The organism is Lysobacter sp. TAB13 (genome assembly GCF_052113885.1).
In the GTDB taxonomy this organism is placed as follows: Bacteria; Pseudomonadota; Gammaproteobacteria; order Xanthomonadales; family Xanthomonadaceae; genus Lysobacter; species Lysobacter gummosus.
In genome coordinates this window covers 1-15038 of sequence record NZ_JBFRDR010000028.1, presented here as the reverse complement: position 1 = coordinate 15038, position 15038 = coordinate 1, and the positions used below count along the sequence as shown (strand labels likewise).

At 66.1% G+C, this 15038-nt stretch carries 12 protein-coding genes and 1 pseudogene; 5 read left to right on the top strand and 8 right to left on the bottom strand.

What is annotated here, in order from left to right:
* Window positions 1-73: 73 nt before the first annotated feature.
* From AB4Y92_RS22740 to AB4Y92_RS22710, 7 genes are all read right to left on the bottom strand, one after another.
* Window positions 74-499, bottom strand: a complete 426-nt coding sequence (locus AB4Y92_RS22740) for an organic hydroperoxide resistance protein (RefSeq protein WP_441821723.1) — start codon at window positions 497-499, stop codon at window positions 74-76.
* Between the two features lie 160 nt (window positions 500-659).
* Entirely contained in the window at window positions 660-1133 is a 474-nt protein-coding gene (locus tag AB4Y92_RS22735) for a MarR family winged helix-turn-helix transcriptional regulator (protein WP_441821722.1), read from the bottom strand.
* Window positions 1134-1798: 665 nt separating this feature from the next.
* Entirely contained in the window at window positions 1799-2932 is a 1134-nt protein-coding gene (locus AB4Y92_RS22730) for a serine hydrolase domain-containing protein (protein ID WP_441821721.1), read from the bottom strand.
* Between the two features lie 45 nt (window positions 2933-2977).
* Window positions 2978-3610, bottom strand: coding sequence for a M15 family metallopeptidase (locus AB4Y92_RS22725; RefSeq protein ID WP_441821751.1), 633 nt, complete (start codon window positions 3608-3610; stop codon window positions 2978-2980).
* Between the two features lie 103 nt (window positions 3611-3713).
* A complete protein-coding gene (locus AB4Y92_RS22720) occupies window positions 3714-5300 on the bottom strand; it encodes a serine hydrolase (RefSeq protein WP_441821720.1) in 1587 nt (528 codons plus the stop codon).
* Between the two features lie 77 nt (window positions 5301-5377).
* Window positions 5378-8350, bottom strand: a complete 2973-nt coding sequence (locus tag AB4Y92_RS22715; protein WP_441821719.1) for a TonB-dependent receptor — start codon at window positions 8348-8350, stop codon at window positions 5378-5380.
* Window positions 8351-8395: 45 nt separating this feature from the next.
* A complete protein-coding gene (locus AB4Y92_RS22710) occupies window positions 8396-9940 on the bottom strand; it encodes a transglutaminase-like domain-containing protein (RefSeq protein WP_441821718.1) in 1545 nt (514 codons plus the stop codon).
* A 429-nt stretch (window positions 9941-10369) separates the two neighbouring features.
* Between AB4Y92_RS22710 and AB4Y92_RS22705 the strand changes: the two genes are divergently transcribed.
* The 5 genes from AB4Y92_RS22705 (at window position 10370) to AB4Y92_RS22685 (ending at window position 14868) form a co-directional block, all read left to right on the top strand.
* The gene (locus AB4Y92_RS22705) at window positions 10370-11644 is read left to right on the top strand and encodes a C40 family peptidase (RefSeq protein WP_441821717.1); all 1275 of its coding nucleotides are present in this window, start codon (window positions 10370-10372) and stop codon (window positions 11642-11644) included.
* Complete coding sequence (locus AB4Y92_RS22700) at window positions 11641-11793, top strand: DUF6053 domain-containing protein (RefSeq protein ID WP_441821716.1); 153 nt, start codon at window positions 11641-11643, stop codon at window positions 11791-11793. Before AB4Y92_RS22705 ends, AB4Y92_RS22700 begins: the two co-directional genes overlap by 4 nt.
* A 68-nt stretch (window positions 11794-11861) precedes the next feature.
* Entirely contained in the window at window positions 11862-12959 is a 1098-nt protein-coding gene (locus tag AB4Y92_RS22695) for a dipeptide epimerase (RefSeq protein ID WP_441821715.1), read from the top strand.
* Between the two features lie 68 nt (window positions 12960-13027).
* Window positions 13028-13876, top strand: coding sequence for a MurR/RpiR family transcriptional regulator (locus AB4Y92_RS22690; protein ID WP_057944467.1), 849 nt, complete (start codon window positions 13028-13030; stop codon window positions 13874-13876).
* Between the two features lie 248 nt (window positions 13877-14124).
* A complete protein-coding gene (locus AB4Y92_RS22685; RefSeq protein WP_441821714.1) occupies window positions 14125-14868 on the top strand; it encodes a L,D-transpeptidase family protein in 744 nt (247 codons plus the stop codon).
* A gap of 73 nt (window positions 14869-14941) precedes the next feature.
* Here the strand turns inward: AB4Y92_RS22685 and AB4Y92_RS22680 are convergent.
* Window positions 14942-15038 (bottom strand): annotated as a pseudogene (locus AB4Y92_RS22680) (IS1595 family transposase); the annotation flags it as partial.

Genomic DNA, 15038 nt, shown 5'->3' with positions numbered 1-15038 from the left:
GCCCGGATGCTTGCGCATCCGGGCCGCGGGAGTCGATTCGTCGTGGCGGCGACGCCGTCGCGACGCGATCGGATCAGACCAGGGTCAGCGTCACGTCGATGTTGCCGCGAGTCGCGTTGGAGTACGGGCAAACCACGTGCGCCTTGTCGACCAGTTCCTGCGCCTGTTCGCGCGGCAGGCCCGGCAGCGAGATCTTCAGCTCGACTTCGATGCCGAAGCCGGTCGGGATCTGGCCGATACCGACGCTGCCGTCCACCGAGGCGTCGGCCGGGAAAGCGATCTTCTCGCGGCCGGCGACGAACTTCAGCGCGCCGATGAAGCACGCCGAGTAGCCGGCGGCGAACAACTGTTCCGGGTTGGTGCCGTCGCCGCCGGCGCCGCCGAGCTCGCGCGGGGTGGTCAGCTTGGCGTCGAGCGCGTTGTCGGACGAAACGGCGCGGCCGTCGCGGCCGCCGGTGACGTGAGCGTGGGCGGTGTAGAGGACTTTTTCGATGGACATGTCGGTGCTCCGATTGAGAGAGGTATTGCCGGGGATGGGTCGCGGTGGCCCGCGGGTTCGTGATCGGTATTTGGATTGTCAGCGATTCAATAGCGCACAACTTTGACCGGGCGAGGACAGCGGTTCGCGGCTCGCGGTCGAATACGGGGGTAACGCGGACTCAGCCGGCGCCGTTGCGGATCAGGCTCTCGCGCAGCGATTCCAGTTGCGCCTTGAGCACGGTCAGTTGCTCGACTGTGCAGCCTTCCACCGCGCACGACATCCCGGCCGGAACGCCTTGCGCCTTGGTTTTCAGCGCGCGCCCGGCCTTGCTCAGCTCGATGATGACCTGGCGCTCATCGCTGGCGGCGCGGGTGCGGGTGAGCAGACCGGCGGTTTCCAGGCGCTTGAGCAGCGGCGTCAGCGTGGCCGAATCCAGGAACAGGCGCTCGCCGATTTCCGACACGGTCACTTCGTCGCGTTCCCACAGCACCATCATCACCAGGTACTGCGGATAGGTCAGGCCCAGGCGGGTCAGCAGCTTGCGGTAGACCTTGTTCAAGGCCAGCCCGGTGGAATACAGGGCGAAGCACAGCTGGTCGTCGAGCAGCAAGGTCGGCTGCGGCGGCTTGGCGGTGGCGGCTGGCTTCTTCATGGGGCTTAATTTACATAGCGCACTATTTAATAGCAAGCGGTGTTTATGGATGCGGGAGGGGGTGGACTGTTCCAGTTATGGTGCGAAACGTTTGGCTTGGGGGAGGCCGCGTGGTTGCTCACGTGCTTCGCAGACCTACCCGGCTCCCCACCTTTGCCCTCGCCAAGGTCATCATTCCCGCGAGCGACTTGGAGGATCACAGTCCGTCACTTCACGCACGCTCTGGGCCGCGGCACTCCCCAGCCCGTCATTCCCGCGAAAGCGGGAATCCAGGGCCTTTCGTGCGAGAACGTTTGAAGTCGCTGGATTCCCGCTTTCGCGGGAATGACGTTCTGGGGGGATGACGCTGAAGGCTCTGGATTCCCGCGTTCGCGGGAATGACGGTCTGGAGAGATGGCGCTGAAGGCTCTGGATTCCCGCCTTCGCGGGAATGACGTCCTGGGGGGATGACGCTGAAGGCTCTGGACTCTCGCCTTCGCTTTGGCCTTTGCTCGTCATTCCCGCGAAGGCGGGAATCCAGGGCCTTTCGTGCGAGAACGTTTGAAGTCGCTGGATTCCCGCTTTCGCGGGAATGACGGTCTGGAGAGATGGTGCTGAAGGCTCTGGATTCCCGCCTTCGCGGGAATGACGGCCTGGGAGGCATCGTGCTGAAACAACCAACTACCTCACCGCCCCCGCACCGGACTCGACGGCAAATAAACCTCTGCAATCTCCAACGCCTTGCGATAAGGCTCCGGATCGTTGCGATTGGTCAGCATCACCACCGTCAAATGCCGCCGCGGCCAGCGCACGATGACGTTGCGAAAACCCATCGTCTCGCCCGAATGCCACAAGGTCTCGCCGGTGATGCGCCAACCGTAGCCGTAGCCGACATCGGCCAGGTCGGTGGCGGTGTGAGCGGTGAACGCCGCTTCGCGCGACGCGTCGCTGAGCAGACGATCGTCGTACAGCGCCGCGTCCCACTTCGCCAAATCGTCGATCGAGGAATAGATGCCGCCATCGCCCAGCACGGCGCTGGTCGAACTCTGATCGGTACGCAGCCAGCGCCCGTTCTCGTAGTTGTAGCCGAAGGCGCGATGCGCCACCTGCGACACGCCGCGCTCGTAGGCGACCGTGTCGTGCATGCCCAGCGGCTGGAAGATGCGCTCGCGCAGGAAGCTCGCGAACGAGCGCCCCGAGGCGCGCTGTACCGTGAGCGCCAGCAGCGCGTAGCCGCTGTTGCTGTAGCGATAGCTCTGGCCCGGGGCGAAATAGCCGCGATCCTGCCCTTCCAGCGCGCGCAGCACGTCGAGGTCGTGCATCTGCCGCTGGTCGGCGTCGAAACTGGGCGACATCACGTCCTCGTAGTCGATCAGCCCCGACATGTGGCTGAGGATCTGCCGGATCGTGATCGCATCGGCCGACTTGGGCAGCGAAGGCAGCCAACGCTTGATCGGATCGTCCAGGCTCAGCTTGCCGTCCTGCGCCAGCAGCAACACCGCCGCGGCGGTGAACTGCTTGGTCACCGACGCCAGACGGTAGTTGGTCCGCGCCGTCGCCGCCTCGCCTGTTTCCAGCACCGCCAGGCCGTAGCCCTTGCGCAACAACGGCTGGCCGTCGCGCAGCACCAGCACGCTGGCGCCGGGCACTTTGCCCTGGTAGTCGGCCATCAATGCATCCACGCGCGCCTCGCCGCCGGCGGCCGGCGCCTGCGCGGCAGGCGGCACGCTGGCGCAACCGCTCAAACCCATCGACACCGCCAGCACGAACACGCCCATCGTCCGCCGCCGTGGTGATCGCTTACCGGCCATCGTCGTCATCGCCTGCCTCCTGGGTCGAATGCTGCGGCCGGTCGCCTGCGCGATTCACTCGACCGGAAAATCGAAAGCCGTGGCCGGGGTGGGTTCGGGCTTGTAGGTGTAGTGCCACCACTCCAGCGGATAGTTCTCGAAACCTTCGCGCTGCATCGCCGCGCGCAGGCGCTGGCGATTGGCCCGCTGCGCCGCGGTGATGTCGGGCGAATCGGTATGCGCGCGTTCGTCGAAGTAATCGAAGCCGGTGCCCATGTCGACGATGCGGTCGCCGCCGGCCTGCGACTCCATCAGCCCCAGATCCAAGGTCGCGCCGCGACTGTGGCCCGAGGTCGGCGAGATGTAGTCGCCCAGCAGCACGCGCTTGTCCAGCGCCGGGTAATAGCGCGACTTGGTTTTCTGATCGCTCAGGTCGCCGGCCCAGCGCACGAAATCGCGGACCGCGCGCACCGGGCGATAGCAATCGTAGATATGCAGGCGCAGCCCCTGCGGCCGCAGCTCGCGTTCAACCCGCGCCAAGGCCTGAGCGACGTTGCGATGCAGATAGCAACCGGCGGCGCGGTAGCCCTCCACCGGTCGGCCGACGAAGTTGTCACTGCCGGCGTAACGGATGTCCATCGACATGTCCGCCACCAGCGAGCGGATCTCGACCATCCCGGCCGAGGCCGCATCGGCGGCGGGCGACATCTGCGGTGCGACCGGCTTATCCGCGGCGGGCACGGCCGGCGCCTGTGCATCGGGCGAACGCACCGCGGCGACGCAACCGATCAATACCAGCAGCGCGCAGGCCTCAACCGCAATCGCCGACGCGCGCGAACGCCAGGTCTTCGAAGTCGTAGCTGAAATCGGCATCGGGATCGACCTTGCTCATGACGAAGGTAGCGGCCTGATCCGAGGCGGCGAAGTCGATCCAGGCCTGCGTATCGACTTCCTCGGCGTCCCAATCGACCCGCAGGCGCGGGCCGACCCGGACGATAGTACCCGTCAGCAACGGCGACTTGCGCGCGGCGAAGCGAACCTGCTGGCCGCGCGCGCACACGCTGACCTCGCCGAACCACGGGTCGCGATACACGCCCAGCCGCGCGCGCAATTCGGCCGGCGTGGCGGGCTTGCGCCGCGAAGTGTCGGGCGCGCGCCCCGCGCCCGGCGCCTGCGAATCGGCGGCGAGCGCATCGGCATACCACGCCACCCCACGCTCGCGGTCGCGCTCGGCTTGCGGCGCGGTGAATTGCCGGGTCAGCATCTGATCGAACACGCTGCGCGCGTCGCCGGCATCGCCGTTGATCAACACCACGAAACCGCTGCGCCGGTCGGGCAGCAGCGTCACCAACGAATACATGCCCATCAGCGTGCCGGTGTGCGAGACCTTGAACGCGCCGTCGGCGTCGGTCAGGCGCCAGCCGTAGCCGTAGGCGGCGAAATGGGTGTTGGCCCAATCGCGCTGCCGCGGCGAGACGTTCATCGGCATCTGCGCGCGCCACAGCGCCTCGCGCTGTTCGCGCGACAGCCACGGCTTGCCGTCGGCGCCGCGGCGGTCGGGCGTCAGCCACGCGCGCAGCCAGGTGGTCATGTCGTTCAGGCTGCAGCGCACGCCGCCGGCCGGGTCCATGGTGCTGGCGGCGATCCGCGCTTCGTCCTGCCGCACCGGCAGGTAACGGCCGTCGCGGCGCGCGTGTGGCTGGGCGACATCGCCGACCGCGTCGCGATCCCAGGCGCCGATCTGGCAGCGCGACAAGCCCAGCGGCGCGAACACTTCGCGCCTGAGCACGTCTTCGTAAGGCGCGCCGCCGGCCTTGGCCGCCACTTCGCCGGCGACGATGTACAGCAGGTTGTCGTAGTCGTAGCGCGAACGGAAGCTGTGTACCGGCTTGAGATAACGCAGCCCGTGCAGGATGTCGGCGCGGGTGAAGGTGTTCGGTTCGGGCCACAGCATCAGGTCGCCGGCGCCGGCGCGCAGGCCGCTGTTATGGATCAGCAGATCGCGCACCTGCATCTGGCGCGTGACCCAGTCTTCGTGCATGCGAAAATCCGGCAGGTACTTCGTCACCGGGTCGTCCCAGCGCAGTTTGCCGGCATCGACCAGTCGCGCCAGCGCGGCGGTGGTCATGGATTTACTGTTGGAGGCGATCTTGAACAGGCTGTCGGCGCCGATCTTGCGGGCGGTGCCGGCGATCAGCTCGCCTTCGCTACGCCGATACACCACCTCGCCGTTTTCGACCACGCCGACGGCGAAACCCGGCAGGCGATAGCGTGCCTGCACTTCATCGACGATGCGGTCCAGGGCCGCCGTGCGCGATTCCTGTGCGCGGACATTGCCGATCGCCGCGAGCGCGACGAAAAAAAGCAGGGCCGGCCACCGCGGAGAGTCGTGTCGCATCGGTGGAAAGCCCTGTCGAGGTAGAGAAAGGGCGGCCCGCGTCGCCGGGCCGCCAAGGGGTCGGGGGATTCGCGCCGTCAGAAATCCACGGACACGGTCAGCTGGGCGTAGCGCGGGGTCTGGTAGCCGGTGCCGTAGCCGTAGAACTCGTTGACCACGCCGATGCCGGTTTCGTATTCGTCGTCCACTTCCATCTTGCGCTGCTGATTGAGCAGGTTGTAGACCGCGAGCTTGACCCGCAGATCGGCGCCGGTGAACTTGTGCTGATAGGTCACGCTGGCGCCGATGTCGAAGATCCACGGCAGGCGCCCGCCCGAACCGCGGCGGCGCAGCTCGTACACGCGCTGCGACGGCTCGCCGGTGCAGTTGGCCACGCAGGTGTAGAAGCTGTGGTAGTTGGTGCTGTCGAACGGGTTGCCCTTGCCGAAGGCGTTGACCGGCCGGCCCGACTGCGCGTTCAAGGTCGCGCCGACCGACCAGCTGTCGTTGAAGGCATACGCGCCGCGCAGCTTGATCTGATGGCGGCGGTCGTTCGGCAGCGGGCCGTAGCCGTTGAAGTTGACGAACGGATCGTCGAAGGACTCGGTGCGGCCGGTGTTGTCGAAGCCGAAGTCGGAATTCGACGGACCCTCGGCGTTACCCTCGCTCTTGGACCAGGTGTACGAAGCGTTGAACGCCCACTTGTCGTCCCAGGCGCGGTCGAGCATGAACTCCAGGGCGCGATAGGTGCGCTTGGGCTTCACCCAGCCCCGCTCGCCGACGTAGTTGCCGTCATCGTCATACATCGCCCAGCCGGCGCGCGAGGTGTCGATGTCGACGTAGGCGTCGTTGACGCCGTCGCAGTTGGTGTCGGTGTACAGCTTGACGTTCTTGCCCGGGTTGCCCATCACATAGCCGATCTCGCCCGGCGTTCCGCCGCACAGGATGCCGTTGGAGGTGATGTTCATATCGTCGATGGCGTTGTGCAGACGGCGGTAGATGCCGCGCACGCCCCACGACCAGGTCTCGTCGATCATGCTCTGGAAGCCGAGGATGGCCTCGTCCTGGTACACCGGATCGATGTCGGCATCGACCTCGCTGCGCAGATCGCCGACGCTGCCGTCGCCCTGGCTGTTGTCCACCGGGCCGATCTGCGGCCCCAGGATCGGACGCATATAGGTCTGGCCGTTGTAGACGAACGGCTCCAGGCCGTTGAACACGTAGAAGGTGCGCTCATCGAGGAAGGCGCCGGCCTGCTTGACGTTGATCTGGTTCACGATCGGCAGGAAATAGCGGCCGATGTTGCCGAAGATCTTCGAACGCCCGTCGCCGCGGAAATCCCACGAGAAGCCCAGGCGCGGCGCGATCATGTCGTCGATCTTGATGTAGGTGTTGCCCTCGCCGTTCTTGTTGTTGAAGCCTTCCACGCGCACGCCGGCGTTGAGCATGAAGTCCGGAGTGATCTGCCAGTTGTCTTCGATGTAGTAGGCCGAATTGATCGACTCGAAGCTGCCGCTGACTTCCTGCTGGCGCGCGCGCACGTAGGCGTTGACGCCGGCCGGCACGATGCCGCCGTTCTCCAGCTGCGAGCCGGGGACGGTCGGATAGATCTGATAGAACTTGCGCGACGGGCCCGGATAGAAGCTCTCGTTGTCGGAGGTGTTGACCTCGCGGTCCAGGCCGAAGCGCAGCAGGTGGTTGCCCAGCTGCCATTCGAAGTCCAGGCGCGCGGCCTCGCGCTTGTCCAGGCCCTTTTCGATCTGCGCCGAGGACACGCAGCCGATCTGCGGCAGGCCGGCCACGCGCCGGTCCTGGACCGCGTCGCAGGCGATGTCGTTGAGGCTGCTGTTGATGCGGTCGCGCTTGTTCTGGCCGTACAGGGCCTTCATCGAGAAGTTCTCGGTGAGGTAGCCGGTGTAGGTCAGCGCCCAGTTGGTGCCGCCGGCCTCGCTGAACTGCGTGTTGGTGCGATCGCCGCGACGGCCGGCGTCGAGGTCGTACTTGTAGTTGTCGGTGGTGGTGTCGTTCTTGTCCGAGAAGGCCAGGAACTCCAGCAGGTGCTGGTCGTTGATCTGCCAGTCCAGCTTGGTGCCCCAGAAGCCCTTGTCCGACTTGCCCTTGAAGAAGGTGCTGCCGTTGTCGTTGGTGCTTTCCGGACGATAGTCGCGGAACTCGTACATCGCGTAGAAAAACAGCTTGTCCTTGACGATCGGGCCGGACGCGTAGACGTTGAGGTTGGTGCGGTCGTACTTGTCCTTGCTGGAGATGCGGAACGGATCGCCGGTGCGGTCGTAGTGGTTCTTGCCGTCGGACTGCAGCGACGACGGCTCCCACACCAGTTCGGCGCCGTACTTGAATTCGTTCGTGCCCGACTGGGTCACCGCGTTGATCACGCCGCCCGTGGTGCGGCCGAATTCGACCGAGTAGCCGCCGGTCTTGACCTGGAATTCCTTGAAGAAACCGAACGGCACCGTGGAGAAACCCACGCGCTTGTAGAAGTCGGTGACATTCAGGCCGTTGATGTAGACCGCGTTCTCCGACACCGACGAACCGCCGAAGGAAGCGCCGCCGTACTGGCCCTGGATCACGCCCGGCGCCAGCAAGGCCACCGATTGCGCGTCGCGCCCGACCGGCACGCGTTCCAGCTCGGCCTTGGTGACGTTGGTCGCCGACTCGGTCGAGCGCACGTCCACCGGGGTGATCACGCGCGAGCCGATCACCTGCACCGCGGCCAGATCGGTCGCGCCGCCGGCGCCGAGATTGACGTTGGCCTCGTTGCCCAGGCTGACCACGACATTGATCGGCGATCCGATCGCCGCGCCGTCCTTGCTGGCCTGCAATTGATAGGTGCCGATCGGCAGGAACGGAAAACGGTAGTTGCCGTTGGCGTCGGCTTTCACGGTGCGGGTGAAGCCGGTATCGGCGCTGCGCACCGTCACCTCGGCGCCGGCGGCAACCCGCCCGGCGAGCGAGCCGTCGGTATTGGCCGCCAACGCCGGCATCACCATCGAAGCAAGGCAGATCCCCATCGCCATGCACAGTCCGGACTTACGCAAGGTCTTGCCTTTCATGCCGCACATCCTCCCCAAAGTAGTGTTGAGCGGTGTCGCGCGCGCTTACTGCTTCGCCGCCTGCACCTGCGCGCTGTAGTGGTAGTCCCATTGGTCGAAGTAGAGATTTCCCCCTTCCCATTCGACCTCGCCCCGTTGCGAATCCACGGTCTCGGAGCGATCGAAACGCTTGGCCGGAACGAAGTCGCGGCCGTAGTCGTCGTTGTACGCGATGCGATAAGCGTCCAGGCCGCTGAAATAGAAATCGGCCAGTTGCGGATCGGGCGAATCCAGGCGCCCGCTGGTGACATCGACCGGCATCCAGCCGTAGGGGGCCAGATACATCCAGGCCCAGTCGTGCATGTTGGTGTAGCCGTCCTCGCCGTACACCCAGCCCGACTGCCAGCGCGCCGGAATGCCGTTGAGGCGCAGCAGCGTCATCAACAGCAAGGTCTGCTGGCCGCAGTCGGCATGGCCGGCGTGCAGGGCGTAGTCGGAGATGTTCGTGATCGTCGAATACTCGCGTGCGCCGGCCCAGGGAATGCGATCGACCGCGGCATAGAGCTTCTTCGCGATGCGGTAGGGATTGGTTTCATCGCCCACTATCTGGCGCGAGAACTTGCGCAACTCGTCGGTGTAGACGATGTGCGGCGGGCGTTCGCCCAGGTAGGGCCGGGTTTCGCTGTTGGCCGGCGCGGCCACCACCTTGTCCGGATCGATCCTGCGGTACTGGCCGAACACGGTCAGCTCATAGCTCACTTCGAACTTGGTCGGCTGTCCGGCTTTCGCGTTCTGCTCGAAGTAGACCGTGCGCTGCATCGCCGATGCCGGGGCGATGCGGTGATTGGCCGGCGTGCTGGCGATGAAACGCAGGGCTTCCTGCTGATGCGGCAGTTCGCGCGGATACGGCAGCCACGCGCGCAAGGTCTTGCCGGCCGGCACCGCGTCGGCGTTGACCGTCAGCGACTGGGTGATGCGCACGCGCCGCGGCGCGCCGTAGCCGCTCTCGAGCGCGGCGTCGCGCACTTGCGCGTGGTGGGCGTTGAACCGCTCCATCGGCCCCTGGCTCAGCGGCTTGGCGTCGGCGCGGCGGCGCTTGAGCGCGGCGGCGTCGAGCCGGAACAGATTCGACGGCGCACGCTGGAAATAGCGCTTGTCGCCGTCGATGGTCATCGATTCGAGCAGACCGCGCCGGTCCCAGTCGTCGAACTCGTCCTCGCGCAGGCCAGGAATCTGCGCGCGCAGCTTGGCCTGGGCCTGGGCGCGGTCGAGGGTGAAGTCCAAACGGATGCGGCGCATGCGTTCGCGTTGGAATTGCAGATCGCGGCGTTGGCTCTCGCTCAATTCCGGCTGCGCCAGCGCTTGCGCGATGCGCGCCTGCGCTTGTTTGAAATGGCCGCTGTCGATCATCGCCACCACTGCGGCCAGCTGTTCGCCGGCTTCGCGCGTGCGCTGCTTGGCCTGCGCATAGGCCGGGCCCATCGGCAGGTTGCCCAGCAGCAGCGCCGGCATCGAGAACATCATCCCCAACGCCAGCGCGCGCACTCGCCAGCGCGCCGCGGAGGAGACGATGGCCCTCGCGCGGGGAGCGATAAACAGCAGGTCAGTCACGGGATCCATACCTGGTGTCACCCACGCGGGGCCATCGGTTCATGGCTGTGTAACATGAGTGGAGTACCCGGTCAATAAATTATTCTCTATCTATTTTCTCAAGGAAGTATGTATTCTGCGGTTCGACCCGACGGCGCCGCGGCGTGGCCGGGTCGGTGCCGGACGACCGGCATCGGGCCTGTGACCTCGCGCGGCCAACCCGCGCGCGTGCCGGAGCAAGATGCGATGCGAACCGCTAACCGCCGCCACCGCGCAGCAGCCCTTCGCGCCCGACTTCGTGGCGCGCCCGTCGCCGCGTCGGCGCGCTGCATCGCAGCATGCTTATTCGCCGTCGCCTTGGCCTGCTCGACGCCTGCAGCGGCGCGTACCGCCGACGCCGCGCGCCCGGGTGTTCCGTCAACCGGAGTGGTTGGCATCGAGGAGGGGCAATTGAACGCCGACTACTGGATCCGCCAACAGGCCAAGCCCGACGCGACGATTCTGGATGCGAAGGCGATCGCCGCGCAGAACCGGCGCCTGCACGAACTCGACGCCTCGGTGCACGACATCGAACATCTGCCGGCGCAGCTGAGCCAGGCGCAGGTGCGCGGCTGGATCGAAGCGATGTCGCAGCCGCGCGAGGAAACCTTGTACGACGAACGCGGCGAGGAAATCGCCGCCGCCACGCTCACCGGGCTGAGCGACGATCTGGCGCTGGACAAAATTCCGGCGCGCCAGGACACGCGCTACGGCATGGTGGTGCGCCGCGCCGATCTGCGCACCTTCCCGACCCGTCTGCGCGTGTTCAACTCGCGCGGCGACACCGACATCGACCGTTATCAGGAAAGCGCGCTGTTCCCGGGCACGCCGGTGGCGATCGTGCACGAAAGCCGCGACGGCAAGTACTGGTTCGTGGTCAGCCCGCTGTACGCGGCCTGGGTCGAGAAAGACCGCATCGCCGAAGGCGCCAAGGCGCCGATCTTCGCCTACACCCGCAAGACGCCGTATCTGGTGGTGACCGGCGCCAGCGCGCGCACCGTGCACACGCCCGAGCAGGCCGGGGTGTCGGACGTGCAGTTGGAGATGGGCGTGCGCGTGCCGCTGCTGGCGGACTGGCCCAGCGACAAGCCGGTCAACGGGCAGCATCACTACGCTTCGCATGTGATCGAGTTGCCGTATCGCGACGATAAGGGGCGCTTGCAGTTTTCGCCGGCGTTGCTGCCGCGCAACTCGGACACCAGCGCGGATTATTTGCCTCTGACGCAGGCCAACCTGGTACGCCAGGGCTTCAAGTTCTTCGGCGAGCGCTACGGCTGGGGGCATTCGTACAACACCCGCGATTGCAGCGGCTTCGTCTCGGAAATCTACCGCAGCTTCGGCGTGCAACTGCCGCGCAACACCCGCGACCAGGCGGTCAGCCCGGCCTACAACCGCATCGATCTGGCCGAGGGCCTGAGCCACGAAGAACGGCTGAAGATCGTCAAGAGCCTGGAAGTGGGCGACCTGATCTACATCCCCGGCCACGTGATGATGGTGGTCGGGCATGAGGACGGCTGGCCCTATGTGATCCACGACACCACCGGCATCACCTTCCGCGACCGCACCGGCGATCTGACCCGCGTGCACCTCAACGGGGTTTCGGTGACGCCGCTGGTGCCGCTGCTGTTCAACCGCGAACAGCCGACGGTGGACCGGATCACCAGCATTCAACGTATACGTCCATGAGGCTAAGGTCTGTGCGCTCAGGAAGAGGCACGAAGTCTTTGGTGGGAGGGCCTTCAGGCCCGATGCTCTTCGGCCCGATCGCCGCGACCGGAAACAAGAGCATCGGGCCTGAAGGCCCTCCTACAAAAGACTTCGCGGCTCCGAGCTGAATGAACTTCTCCAGGCCCGCGCACTCCCATCCTCGAACCACGACGAAACAAGCCAAGCCAACGACCACATGAAGATCACCGACATCCGATTCGGCATGCTGCGGGTACCGCTCAAGACCCCGTTCAAGACCGCGCTGCGCACCGTCGATACGGTCGAGGACATCGTCGTCACCGTCCACACCGACACCGGCCACATCGGCTACGGCGAGGCGCCGGCGACCGCGGTGATCACCGGCGACACTCACGGCTCGATCGTCGAGGCGATCCGCAAGTTCATCTCGCCGCGCCTGATCGGCCAGGAGATCGCCAACCTCAACCGCATCACCGGCCTGATCCAGGGCGCGATCGAGAAAAACTCCAGCGCCAAGGCCGCGGTCGAGATCGCGGTCTACGACCTGTGGGGCCAACTCTACGGCGCGCCGCTGTACAAGATGCTCGGCGGCGGCGATCCGGTGATCACCACCGACCTCACCATCAGCGTGGACTACATCGAGAAGATGGTCGCCGACTCGATCGCCGCGGTCGATCGCGGCTTCGAATCGCTGAAGATCAAGGTCGGCAAGGACATCGGCGTCGATATCGAACGGGTCAAGGCCATCTACGCCGCGGTCGAAGGCCGCGCGCTGCTGCGCCTGGACGCCAACCAGGGCTGGACCGCCAAGCAGGCGGTGTACGCATTGCAGACCCTGGAAGACGCCGGCGTGCGCCTGGAACTGGTCGAGCAGCCGGTGAAGGCGCAGGACCTGGACGGCATGAAGTACGTCACCGACCGCGTCCACACCCCGATCATGGCCGACGAAAGCGTGTTCGGCCCGGCCGAGGTCATCGACCTGATCCGCATGCGCGCGGCCGACATCATCAACATCAAGCTGATGAAGACCGGCGGGCTGTCCAAGGCCATCCAGATCGCCGACATCTGCGCCATGTACGGGGTCGAATGCATGATCGGCTGCATGATCGAGACCTCCATCTCGGTCGCCGCCGCGGTGCATCTGGCGGTGGCCAAGTCCAACGTCATCACCAAGGTCGATCTGGACGGGCCGTCGCTGTGCGCGTTCAATCCGGTCGACGGCGGGGTGATCTTCAACGAGTCCGAAATCACCGTGACCGACGCCCCAGGCCTGGGCATCCGCGAAATCCGCGGCCTGGAACCGTTGGACGCCTGAACGCGCGGCCGGCCGCGAAGCCGGCTACGCTGTAGCCATCCGCCGTGCCCGGGATTGGACCCCTGCCGATGTCGCCACTGCTAAAGATCCGCTCAGAACGCGACCAGATGTCGGCGATCGAACGCCGCATCGCCGACTATCTGCTGGAGAACGCGCACCTGCTGCGCGACTACTCCTCGCAGCAGTTGGCCAACGCCCTGGGGATCAGCCAGTCCAGCGTGGTCAAGTTCAGCCAGAAGCTCGGCTTCAAGGGCTACCCGGACCTCAAGTATTCGATCGGCGAGGCGGTCGCGCGCGGCGACGGCCACGACGACGGCGCCGCCGCGGTGGCCGCGCCGACCGATCCGCACGCCGCCCTGGCCGACCGCCTGTGGCACGGCAAGGCCCGCGCCGAGGAAGAAACCCGGCTGATCAATCCGCGCGACCGCATCGACGCGATCGCCGAATGCATCCAGGGCGCGCGCCGGGTGTTCATCATCGGCCTGGGCGAGGACGGCATTCCGGCGCGCGCGCTGGCGATGAAGCTGGCGATGATCGGCATCCTCGGCGTCCACCACTTCGACCCGGTGCTGATGGCCGCGAGCACCGCCACCGCGACCCAGGACGATGTGCTGCTGGTGTTCTCCGAACAAGGCAAGCAGACCGCGCTGTGCCATCTGGCGCGGACCTTCCGCGAAACCGGCGGCAAGGTGGTGTCGGTGACCCGCCACACGCCCAATCCGCTGCGCGCGCATGCGGATTTCTCGCTGCTGGTGTCGGCGCACGACGAACGCGCGCACGTCGAGCCGCTGCTGTACCAGTCGGCGCTGCAGCATTTGCTGGACCTGATCTTCATTCTGCTGTGCGAACGCGGCCAGGGCCGGCTCAGCCAGCTCGACAGCAATGCCGAACGCATCCAGGACATGCTCGATACTTGAGCTCCGGCGGATCGGATGGACAGCGAGGGATGCACATGGGTGGGCAGTACGTGGCGGGATGCGGGAGCGATGCGGTCTGGACGGAAGGCGTCGGGGCTGAAGGCCCTCCCGCAAAAGATTTCGCCCGGCGCGGCGAACGGCTCGCTCTTTCGGCACAGATGGCAGCAACGATGTCTTTTGTGGGAGGGCCTTCAGGCCCGACGCTGTTCGCTCGGATCGCCGCGCCGCTGCGCTTGGCGGCCTTCGCCATGATCGCCACCGCCCTGGCCGGCTGCGCCAGCACCCGCGCCGACCGCGCCGGCGACGGCACCACTCAGTTGCAGTTGGTGCTGGTCACCACCGCCGACTGGAACGCGACCCAGGGCCAACTGCGGCGTTATCTGTTCGACGGCCATCGCTGGCTGGCGGTCGGCGATCCGGCCCAGGTCACCATCGGCCGCAATGGTTCGGCCTGGGGCCGCGGCCTGCGCGCGGCGCCCGACGACGGGGGCCCGGTCAAGCGCGAAGGCGACGGCCGCGCGCCGGCGGGCATGTTCGGCATCGGCACCGCCTTCGGTTACGCCGAACGCGCCAGCACCGCCCTGCCTTATGCGGCGATGACGGCCTCGGACTATTGCATCGACGTCAGCGATTCGCCGCTGTACAACCAGATCGTCGATGCGCGCAAGGCCGATCCCGAAGCGGTGAAAGGCACGACCGAACCGATGCGCCGCGATCTGCACGCCGCCAGCGACCAGCGTTATCGCCAGGGCTTCGTGATCGAACACAACCCGGGGCGTCTTGCCGGCGCGGGCAGTTGCATCTTCGCGCACTTGTGGAAGGCGCCCGGGGAAACCACCGCGGGCTGCACGGCGATGGACGATGCCGCGATGACCGAGCTGCTGGCATGGCTGCGGCCGCAGGCGCGGCCGGTTTTCGTGTTGTTGCCGCGGGCGCAGTACGCGCGGGTTTGGCGCGAGTGGGGGTTGCCTGCGCCTGGGGATGATCGCTAAAGGCTAAAAGCTAAAGCTAAAAGCAAATCCCCCCTGCCCCCCTTTTTTAAGGGTCTTAGGAAGCAAACGCCCCTCAGAGGGGGTTGGATCGTAGCAACTTAAGGGTCGCCCGATAGAGGTCGTCGTGGCGATGGTTGAAGCGAAACTCGCACTCCTTGAGGTGCAGGTAG

Bases quoted from the DNA above. Each gene is read 5' to 3' on its own strand.
- AB4Y92_RS22690 (WP_057944467.1), top strand. From the start codon at position 13,028: ATGTCGCCACTGCTAAAGATCCGCTCAGAACGCGACCAGATGTCGGCG.
- AB4Y92_RS22730 (WP_441821721.1), bottom strand. From the start codon at position 2,932: ATGACGACGATGGCCGGTAAGCGATCACCACGGCGGCGGACGATGGGC.
- AB4Y92_RS22735 (WP_441821722.1), bottom strand. From the start codon at position 1,133: ATGAAGAAGCCAGCCGCCACCGCCAAGCCGCCGCAGCCGACCTTGCTG.
- AB4Y92_RS22720 (WP_441821720.1), bottom strand. From the start codon at position 5,300: ATGCGACACGACTCTCCGCGGTGGCCGGCCCTGCTTTTTTTCGTCGCG.
- AB4Y92_RS22695 (WP_441821715.1), top strand. From the start codon at position 11,862: ATGAAGATCACCGACATCCGATTCGGCATGCTGCGGGTACCGCTCAAG.
- AB4Y92_RS22685 (WP_441821714.1), top strand. From the start codon at position 14,125: ATGATCGCCACCGCCCTGGCCGGCTGCGCCAGCACCCGCGCCGACCGC.
- AB4Y92_RS22700 (WP_441821716.1), top strand. From the start codon at position 11,641: ATGAGGCTAAGGTCTGTGCGCTCAGGAAGAGGCACGAAGTCTTTGGTG.
- AB4Y92_RS22715 (WP_441821719.1), bottom strand. From the start codon at position 8,350: ATGAAAGGCAAGACCTTGCGTAAGTCCGGACTGTGCATGGCGATGGGG.
- AB4Y92_RS22740 (WP_441821723.1), bottom strand. From the start codon at position 499: ATGTCCATCGAAAAAGTCCTCTACACCGCCCACGCTCACGTCACCGGC.
- AB4Y92_RS22725 (WP_441821751.1), bottom strand. From the start codon at position 3,610: ATGTCGCCCGCCGCCGATGCGGCCTCGGCCGGGATGGTCGAGATCCGC.